The organism is uncultured Bacteroides sp., assembly GCF_905207245.1.
Classification (GTDB): Bacteria; Bacteroidota; Bacteroidia; order Bacteroidales; family Bacteroidaceae; genus Bacteroides.
The window spans coordinates 1-9,529 of record NZ_CAJLKP010000127.1 but is presented as its reverse complement, the minus strand read 5'-3'; the positions used below and the strand labels follow the sequence as shown (position 1 = coordinate 9,529).

At 46.2% G+C, this 9,529-nt stretch carries 11 protein-coding genes; all 11 read right to left on the bottom strand.

Annotated features, from left to right (window positions below; genetic code table 11):
* A partial coding sequence (locus tag QZ135_RS23400) for a hypothetical protein (protein ID WP_294615307.1) occupies positions 1 to 872 on the bottom strand: 872 nt, incomplete at its 3' end.
* Positions 869 to 1,588 (bottom strand): prolipoprotein diacylglyceryl transferase family protein, encoded by a 720-nt coding sequence (locus QZ135_RS23395; protein ID WP_294615304.1) that lies wholly within the window; start codon positions 1,586 to 1,588, stop codon positions 869 to 871. The genes QZ135_RS23395 and QZ135_RS23400, both read right to left, overlap by 4 nt.
* Positions 1,536 to 2,129, bottom strand: a complete 594-nt coding sequence (locus tag QZ135_RS23390; protein ID WP_294615302.1) for an acyltransferase — start codon at positions 2,127 to 2,129, stop codon at positions 1,536 to 1,538. Before QZ135_RS23390 ends, QZ135_RS23395 begins: the two co-directional genes overlap by 53 nt.
* Positions 2,126 to 2,995, bottom strand: coding sequence for a LicD family protein (locus tag QZ135_RS23385; RefSeq protein ID WP_294615300.1), 870 nt, complete (start codon positions 2,993 to 2,995; stop codon positions 2,126 to 2,128). Before QZ135_RS23385 ends, QZ135_RS23390 begins: the two co-directional genes overlap by 4 nt.
* Before the next feature lie 7 nt (positions 2,996 to 3,002).
* Positions 3,003 to 3,977, bottom strand: coding sequence for a glycosyltransferase family A protein (locus tag QZ135_RS23380; RefSeq protein ID WP_294615298.1), 975 nt, complete (start codon positions 3,975 to 3,977; stop codon positions 3,003 to 3,005).
* 34 nt (positions 3,978 to 4,011) lie between these two features.
* Complete coding sequence (locus tag QZ135_RS23375; RefSeq protein WP_294615296.1) at positions 4,012 to 4,992, bottom strand: acyltransferase family protein; 981 nt, start codon at positions 4,990 to 4,992, stop codon at positions 4,012 to 4,014.
* 9 nt (positions 4,993 to 5,001) lie between these two features.
* Positions 5,002 to 6,033, bottom strand: coding sequence for a glycosyltransferase family 4 protein (locus QZ135_RS23370; protein ID WP_294615294.1), 1,032 nt, complete (start codon positions 6,031 to 6,033; stop codon positions 5,002 to 5,004).
* The gene (locus QZ135_RS23365) at positions 6,017 to 7,297 is read right to left on the bottom strand and encodes a glycosyltransferase (RefSeq protein WP_294615291.1); all 1,281 of its coding nucleotides are present in this window, start codon (positions 7,295 to 7,297) and stop codon (positions 6,017 to 6,019) included. The genes QZ135_RS23370 and QZ135_RS23365 overlap by 17 nt, the downstream gene beginning before the upstream one ends.
* Complete coding sequence (locus QZ135_RS23360; protein ID WP_294615288.1) at positions 7,254 to 8,099, bottom strand: glycosyltransferase family 2 protein; 846 nt, start codon at positions 8,097 to 8,099, stop codon at positions 7,254 to 7,256. The genes QZ135_RS23365 and QZ135_RS23360 overlap by 44 nt, the downstream gene beginning before the upstream one ends.
* The gene (locus tag QZ135_RS23355; RefSeq protein ID WP_294615285.1) at positions 8,099 to 8,767 is read right to left on the bottom strand and encodes a sugar transferase; all 669 of its coding nucleotides are present in this window, start codon (positions 8,765 to 8,767) and stop codon (positions 8,099 to 8,101) included. The genes QZ135_RS23360 and QZ135_RS23355 overlap by 1 nt, the downstream gene beginning before the upstream one ends.
* A 17-nt stretch (positions 8,768 to 8,784) precedes the next feature.
* Positions 8,785 to 9,405 (bottom strand): TetR/AcrR family transcriptional regulator, encoded by a 621-nt coding sequence (locus QZ135_RS23350; protein WP_294615282.1) that lies wholly within the window; start codon positions 9,403 to 9,405, stop codon positions 8,785 to 8,787.
* Positions 9,406 to 9,529 lie beyond the last annotated feature (124 nt).

Sequence of the window (9,529 nt, the reverse complement as noted above, 5' to 3'; positions counted from 1 at the left end):
AGCGTGATTCCCGCCGGAATGGTATAAGTACCGCTGATGGAGCCATCAGTAGCCAGGGTAATCTTGGACTGTTTATTTGCCTGCGCATAAGCAACTGCTTCGTTCAGGTCTGCAAACCGCTGACCGCCAGTCTCAAAAAGCGCCAGAGACTTGCTCACAAACTTCGCCGTAACGGTGCAGTCGCTTTCGATATTCAGGGCGGTGGTTGCCGCAGTCGCGATGCATTTGCCTGTGGTCAGGTTATACCAGCCCAAGAACTGATAACCATCCGCCGGAGTCGCCACTACCTTATAAGCAGTCATAGAACTCTGAGTATTGCTGTACTCCTCGGTAATGCGTTTTCCGTCTACTGTATAAGTACCGTTTTCAGCAGGCACAAAAGTCGCAGTTGCATTGGCATTGCTTACCAGAACCACGTTGGTCATGGTGATCTTAGTAGCAGCACTGGTGCTGCCGGATTCGATGTAGACCTTGATGCTGGCGTTGGGCGCAAGCTCCTTAGAGAACTTGCTGCCCGCCGTGACCTTCGTCCCGTCCACCTGAATGGTGCCGCTGTTCTGCTCAATAGCATAGTCGAAGGAAAGGGTTGCTGTTGTCGACTTCTTATTTGTAATTGTCAGTGTGGATTTATGGGATGTATCGCTGCATGCTCCGCCTGTGCTGGTAGCTGCACCGGTAATGCTTGTACCATTGGCCGACCAAGCATCATCTGCGTCGCCGGAGTAGCTCAGGCCGATGTTCTCGTCAGCCAGACCGGTCACGGTGCCGCTGGTGGCTGCAAATGCAGGCAGCGTAATGGCAGGCACTAATGCCAGCACCATAACTGCCACAAGCAGCAGGGATAAGAACCGTTTGGATATTCGTTGGATCATGATTGTTTTCTCCTTCTCGGTTTAGATTTTGAGGTTTTCATTTCAGCGTAAATGCTTACGCCGAGTAATAATGTAATGAGTGCCCACAGATGTGCCCGATGGAACAGTCCGGAAATATCCGACTCACGGAAAAATTCGATAATAAACCGAAATGCACCATAGCACATCATGTAGACCGGGTAAGCGCGTCCTTGCAGCCGTTCTTTCCAAATTCGCGGACACAAGACGGCAAGCAGGATCAGGTAAAACACGATCTCCGCCTCACGCGTTGGGAAGCGTATCCCGTTTGTCCCCGGAATCGGAAGCCCGCGGCAGCAGCCGGACAAAATACAGTTGACCCGAGCGCACATGACCGTAAAGACCATGCAGGGAGTAAAAACATCAAAGACTTCCTTGGGCGGTCTCTTTGAAATTTTTGCACCGAGCCAATACGCCAGCGGCATCAGGAACATGCCGCCGAACAGGCTCATGTTTCCAAGGCTGGCTTTGTCAAAGCCGGTTTCGAGGAAAGCAAACGCCTTCACAGTCAGAACGCCGTAGACCGTATGTGCAATCGCTATCATGATTGCTACATACCATGCCATATTCAGCCGTTTCTGCAGCAGTGCGAGCCATACTGCAGTAAATGCTGCGCCGACCGACAACAGAATCAACAGCGGAATTTTATCTTGCAATAGAATCACCGCCTTTCGCCGAAACCAAAAGCGGAGAGTCATCGCCTTCGGTGGTTTGAATATGCCGTTCGAGCTGATCTTCGGAGAAACGATTCTTTATAAAATGTGCCGGTGCGCCGCCTACAATGGTGTATGGCGCAACATCCTTTGTTACAACACTGCCTGCCGCCACAATCGCATCTGCACCGATGTGCACACCTTTTAAAATAATCACTCCTGCTCCGATCCATGCCCCTTTTCCGATCACCACATCCTGATCATCTTCTGAGATTTTATCCGCATCCGTCAGTTCTATGATGTGCTTACCGATGATGTCCTTGCGGTGATCTCCTGTAATGATCGTGACGCCGGGACCAAACAAGGCATAATCCTCTATGTAGATTTTCGCCCGTGTTGTCCAGAAGCGTGCATTTACGCCGATAGAGGCATGGTTTCCAACATGAATGTTCGACAGGGGGAAGAAGTCACCGCCCGAATCAATATGCGAATCTTTGCCACACTCGGCAAAGGAGCGTTTGATATCCGGCTCAACGATTGCGTGGTATAAAACCGCTTTCAATTTACGAATGGCTCGGTATATCATGATTTCTTCACCCCTTTCTCTCCAGTATCGATGTATTCCGTGAATGGTCGGTGCAAATCACATTTCACATAGTGATGATGCCCATACTGCTGATCCGGCGGTATTCCGCCTCGCCAGTCTCCGTATTTCTGGGTGAGATAGGCGTCATACTGAGCCGGAACACGAACCGGAATCCCTTCAAACTTCATCCAGATTCCATCGCCATATTGCTCTTTGGGCGCATATTCCAACGGAGAAGTTGAGTTCGCATGATTGCACCAGACAGCACTGTCGTCAGTAGAAAAAGAGGAAATAAAACGGTCAAATACGGCTATTTCCGCAGCGGTGTCATGTTTATACCCAAAAAGGCGGAAGAGCAGCCAATACCAATTGGTCCGTACCATACCGAGGTTTTGCGGTGATAAGCGGTTATAGTTCAGTCTGACACGTCGCGCTGCCTCAAAGATTGCCCGCTTTTTTCGGAACATTTGGTGCTCGCGTTCGGTGCACCACTGTCCATCCAATGGGAATATATCAATGAACACACCTTGGTTAATCTTCAGGCAATCCGTCATCATCTCTATGTAGGTCGTTCTGCTGTCGCGCAATTTGCTTCCGAGGAGATAGTATTGCGGTTCAGAATGATAGTTCTGTAGGAAGCACCATTCCGGCAATATTTTGGGAGCTTCCCTGCAGAATATTTCGTAGTCCTTTCTCGGAAGCGCAACATCAATGTCATCATCCCACGGGATGAAGCCGCTATACTTCGCTGCGCCGAGTGCGCTGCCGCAGACGAGATAGTAGGTTAGATTCAACTGTTCACATATAGACAAGAACTGTTGCAGCAATCCAAACTCGATTTCTTGCAGTTCAGTCAATGGGTTCACCTCGTTTCTACTTCTTCTTTCCGAATCTCAGCAATCTGAAAAGCACATATATTGCAATCGTGTTCTCAGCGCGCACGGCAAAATGCAAAACTCTTCGTTTATAACCGGATGGCTTTTCCGAAGCAACGGCGGAGCGGTATAACGCCGTCTGACGAAATTCGCGCCACCATTTTTTGAATTCTGCATAGTTTCTGTCGATAATAAACGGATTGGCAATAATGATAATACTCGCGTCAAACGCCCATCGGGATAATGTTCTGTCGGCGATCAGTGAAGAAAAACGTTCCTTTTCAGACATGATCGCGAATGTCTTTTCGTATGGCTGCGTGTAATCCATTGAGGAGAACATGGCTGATCCCGGTACAATGGTATAATGGTAACTGGCATCCTTGCTAAAGCGAATTGACTGGCAATGTTGCAGATACTGAAAAACAAACAGCATATCTTCACCGATAGACAGCTCCGGCAGGAATGCGATACACTCTCTGCGAAGTGTCTGCAGAGAATACAGCTTGTTACAGACGGAAAAAGCAATTCCATATCTAAGTTGCCCGCAAAAATATGAATCGACCCAGTTACCATCCAATGTAAAGGTTTCAGGCATAGGATTTAGCGCGGAACCGTTGCGGTCACTGCGAATGACATCGATCACAGGGAGCACTCCGGGACTGTACAGCGTGTGCAATATCTCCAGATAATTTGCCGATACCGTATCATCACTATCAATAAAGCAAAGCAGTTCCCCTGAAGCGGCTGCTATTCCTGTATTCCGTGCAGAACTGACCCCAGCATTTTCCTGACGAATTAGATGGATACGAGCATCTTGAGCAGCTTTTGCTGCCGCAATTTCTGCTGTTTCGTCTGTGGAACCATCATCAATAATCAGCAATTCAAAATCCGGGTAGGTCTGCCGCAAAACTGTGTCTATGCATCTTCCAATCACACCTGCGGCATTATAAGCCGGTACAACAATACTAATCACGGTAGCCTCCTTTCATTGCAGATGGCAGCAACAGTTAAAACAATTCCGAGACAAACGGAATTTTTCTAAGCAAATATGTAATAGCAAAGGAAAGTATAAATGTACAAATTGCCAGCAGAGGAATCTTTACATATGGCATGTAGGAAACAAAATCCATCTTCAGAACTTTCAGAGCGACATTTATAATCAAAGGGTGGAGTAAATATATACCCCATGAACATTTAGCAAGTGCAAGCAATAGCCTGCTTGGCTTAATTTTCATGTGTTCAAATATTAAAAAGACAGCTAAAGACATAATACACACCGCAAACAAATCAATTGACTCAGCAATTTTTCCGTTATAATGAACACCGAGATACGCTGCGGATATCAGGCCAGCAATAACAATAACTATCATTTCCCGTTTCCGAATCCCGTACTTAGCAATCAGCCCTCCAAAGCATACGTAGAACAAATATCCGCCGAAAGGAAGCTCTACACCAATTGGAATCCATTTTTGAAATACAGGGAACAGAATGTTAAATGCGAACAGTATCGCAGTTAATATAAAAGAATCCTTTCTCTCTCGCTTGATAAAACCGTGAACAACCGGCATCACGAGATAAATACCTATAATGGCGTATACAAACCACATATGCTCCCAGATGTTCCCTGCAATAACATTTTTGACTGCCACCAAAACAACAAGACCGTTAACCATACCGGTAGAGTAAACCTCCTCCAGTAGTGCATAGAAAAGTCCGATTGTAAAGAGCACAATTACAAATTTCCGTATATGTAAAAAACAGTATTTGTAACTACACTCCGGTTTTAAAAGTAGGCAGTAGCCTGTGATAATGAAAAACGCGGGAACGGCCCACAGGGTCAGAGAATGAATAACCGTCAATATCTGTTCTGTTAAGAGCGGAATCGGAGAGGATGCGTTACCCATTGGAGCGGTCACAGAATGAAGTGTGACAATGGCAGCTGCGGAAATCACCCGCAATAAATCTATGTTTGCCTTTCTATCCGCCATCGCTCGCCCTCACAATTTCAACAAATACGCATATACAGACTCAAGCTGCTTGTCTACTTGTTCGTCACTGAATTTTCGATAGTCTGTTTTGCGTATGTTTTTTTCTAATGTGTCGTATGTTGATATACAGCACATTTTTCTGATTCCATCAATGATTGCTTTAGCCGAGTACGGCTCAATCACCAGCCCATTCTTTCCGTTTTCGATGATTTCCCCGTTTCCGCCGACATCCGTCACAAGACACGGGAGCTTTGCCGCACATGCCTCCAGAATGGAAATGGAAAGATTTTCATGCAAGGAGGGAGAAAGAAAGAAATCGGAAGCTTTCAGGTATTTTTGAACCTGTTCTTGTTGACCGGTGAAAATCACTTGCTGCGCGTGCCGCAGCGCGGAACATTCAGCCTGCATCTCCCGCAGATAATCGCCATCCCCCACGACCAATAGGCAAAGCTCCGGCGGCCAACTCGCATCCAGCTGCTTTAACGCATCGACTAAGTAAGACAATCCCTTTTCCTTCGTGACCCTGCCGACATAGATGCCGATTCTTGCATTCTCCGGAAGGTTCAGTTCCTTGCGCAAAGCATGCTTTTCTTCTGCACTGCAATCGGGATGTTTCGGCATTCGGTTATACACAAACGGAAGCATTTTCTTCTTATAACGTCGAAACACATCGCGCTGTGATGCCTGCTCATAGACGCAGGAAATTCCATCCGATAAGCCAAAGATCATGGGTTCCACCAGATATCTGCATACCCAGCGTTTTATCGGCGAGTAGTACACCAGATCACTGAACATACCATGAACGGTCACAAGGATCTTTCCACGGCCGGAAAGCTTTGCGCCGAGAACTGCATTTAGGCTTTCCATTCCTGCTCCACGTATGTGAACGATATCCGGATCCGCTTTACGAATAGCTCTGCGGTAAAAGCGGATATCCGAAAGGCTGATTCCGCAGTGGCAGTTGTTCAGCACCACCGGGATAAACTCATAGTGGTCCGACAGCGTTTCCCGACTGATCAGCGCTTTATATTCTGTTTTCAATCCGCCATTGCTGGCGGTCGTTACATACTGCTGAACAACTCGGGTCCTTGGCATGTCGAGCCTCCTCGTTACAGTTCATTTTGATTATTTTTTCTGCAATGGAAGATGCCAAAAGATTTTTTGCGGCATATTGCAGAAATTGCGTATACCTTTTTTCTATTTCTTTCTTGGGTGCCGATATAGCTGCTTTTAAGGCATCAGAAATGGCGCAAGAGATATCCCGGTCCGGGTCAACAACATACAAAAAATCTTGATAACACTTCGGCATACCATCCAGAAGAAAGGCAACCGTTGGCTTTCCGCTTGACAGATACTCTATGTCCTTGGAGTGGAAAGAGTATTTCGTATACTCCTCATTGTTCGGCCGAGGATTTACAAGCACTGCGGCGGATGAAATGTATTCCTGCACCTTTTCAGGCGATACTTGCCCCGGGAGAATGATTCTCGAATCCCCCATGGCACATTTCTGCAGATACTCCACTGCGTCACCGTTCCCGCATAAAATCAACCGATAATTGCTGTCTTGCAGCAGGGAAAACGCTTCTACCAAAGAGCGGATTCCAAACCTGAAATACAACTTGCCGGCATATACGATATTGACGGTTTCTGTACGAGCGGCGCTATTGGGATTCTCAGAAATCGAATCTACGATTCCCTCGGCAATAACATATGGTCGATCCGTTAACTGCAGCGCTTTTGCCATAGCTTCTGTCAGAACCACAGATGTATCGATGCATTTGATATGTTCCTTAATTGATTTGATATCGAACCCTTTAAAGAAGTTATAGAGTAAACCTTTTTTTGCTTCGAGGTTCATATATTGCGGAAGATCGGGAACAATAAAGCAGATCCTGATTTTTGGGTTCAACTTTTTGGCATAGGCTGCTGCCGCTAGAAACGGATCGTGTGCACTGTATACAATGATCAGTTTTTCTTCATTGTCATCTAACGCGAAAGTGCGAACTGCCTTTTTCAAAGCATGTGCCCTGGACAAATTCCGGAAGCCCCAGATATTGTTAAACGAAACATACCGGCATATATGCTGTGGGTTTGTGAAACCGGAAAATTGCAGGCTGTGGCTTTGATTTGGATAATGCCCGATAAAAGGGGCGGAGATCACTTGGGTGTCAGCGACCTCTTTCAAGCCGCTGATCAGCTTTAACTGCATTTGGTTTGCTGAGAATTCTACACTTTTCTTTGCCTGAGCAATCACTTCGGCTTCATTCTCTTTTGCAAAAACACCGCAAAGGAACAGTACATCCATGTAAAACCCTCTTATACTTTCTGAGGCCCCGCGCCGTATAGGATAGAAATACGGAGAGTGACTTTAGCAGTGAGAGTTTTTCAACCTTGCGGTAGACCTCCCATCTGTTTTTTGCCGATTGGAGCTTGCTATGTGACCTTGAGCCTTCCACTATCCGATAGTCTGCCAACGGCTCGCAACATGCCGATGCAGAATAGCCATTTTTGAGTAATTGAAGCCAATACACCAGGTCTTCGTGATAATAGTCAGCGGAAAAGCGGTTATTATCGACTACGCTTTTAGCCAAAAGAGTCGTAGAGCAGCTAAATACGCTTTCTTTCAACATATCGTCATAGGAAGTCTGCGTCGGCACAATATAGTCGGATATTTTTTGCCCATCACTGCTGATTAACGAGTACGAGCAATAAATGATTTCCGAGCCGGAATTCAACGCGACCGCGAGCTGTTTTTCAAGCTTGTCGCTATGCCATATGTCATCACTGTCTAACAGTGCGACCCATTCGCCTTCGGATAATTCCAAACCTCGATTTCTGGTTTTAGCTGCCCCCAAATTGCGAGTGTTCCGAAAAAGCCGAATTCTATCATCGGTGTTTACAAAGGCTTGAACAACATCAACGGTATGGTCTGTGGAGCAATCATCAATAACCAACAGGATCCAATTGGCATATGTCTGCAATTGTACCGAACGGATTGCTTCCCCTATGTATTTTTCTGCGTTATACGCCGGCATCACAACGGAGACCAATGGATGCTGTATCACTGCCTGCCCGTGACAGGTAGAGGTTTTCTGTAATGTTTCCATTAGCGCGCTCCTTCGTGTGTAAAAATTAACGACACCGTTTTTACAAGGCATTTGATATCCATAAGCACTGACCGTTTTTCTATGTACTCCATGTCATAGACGATTTTTTCTTCCGGCTCCAGCTCATAGCCCCCATTGACCTGTGCATATCCCGTTAATCCCGGTGTTACGACCAGCCGATTTGAAAATCCAATGATGTACTTTTCAAACTGCTCGTAGAAATACTGCCGCTCCGGTCTAGGCCCGACAAAGCTCATGTCTCCCTTTAGAATATTCCAGAACTGCGGCAGCTCGTCTAGCCGCGTCTTGCGCAAAAAGGCGCCAAACCGGGTACAGCGCTTGTCCTCTTTATCCGCCCACTTGGGGCCGTTCACCTCCGCATCATGATGCATTGTTCGAAATTTGTAAATTAAAAATGGTTTTCCATTCTTTCCAAGGCGCTCTTGCTTGAAAATTGCACCGCCAGGTGAATCAAGCACGATGAGCAATGCAATAATCGCCATTGGGATTGCTAATACTATAAGTCCTATCAAAGCGGAGAAAGAATCAAAGAGCCTCTTCACAAGAAGGTATGTCCATCGTTCTTGAATGCGGGGAAGCGCAATATAAACGGTATCTCGTTCTTTGGTTCTTTCGGTGATTTGATAGGAGGCCGTAACCTCCACCATAATTCATCTCCATCGTATCATTCTAATTCATTTTCGCTGTCAGCTGTCTCCACCCAATCTTCTCTTGTATTGGGACGGACGAAACTGTACACCTGCTCAAAAGTCCATTTCGTTGTATCTTCGCTGTCCTTGATCTCACCAGACAGTACTCGGGCTGCAAAAGAAAGCATCGTATCAAAAATCTGATGCAGCAGCATGTCCACATTTGTGTCAGGACGAAATACCGGTCGGATTTCATTAAACAATGAATGGAAATACTTCAGATGCTCATCATATGCATGTCGTCGGCAACTGGCAGAATAGTAGTATTGCAGGTAAAACCGGCAATCGTCTGGTTTATGGAGAATGAATTCCCAGCAAGACTTCCACAAAAGGAAACAACGCTCTTTCCAATTCAGTCCGCGTATCCGCATAACCGGAAGCGATTTTCGCACATGCTCAGCCAAGCACACATCTTCCATATGAAATGTTGCTTGAAGAAGCGAATCCTTGCTGTCATAACAGCGATAGATATACGCCTCATTGATTTGTGCATCTGCCGCGATCAGCTTTGTTGTCGTCCGCTCCAGACCATACTGTGAAACAATTCGGACGGTCCTGTTGAGCAGAGCCTCACGCACTTCATTTAAACTTCTCATACAACAGGTCCTTTCATAAAGTAAGTGATCACTATACGAGTTTCAAAAAAAGAAGCGGCCCACAACAAGTGAAGTGACCCCAAAAAGTTAGACAATATTCTGAAGTAAAAATTGTTCAAGCAGC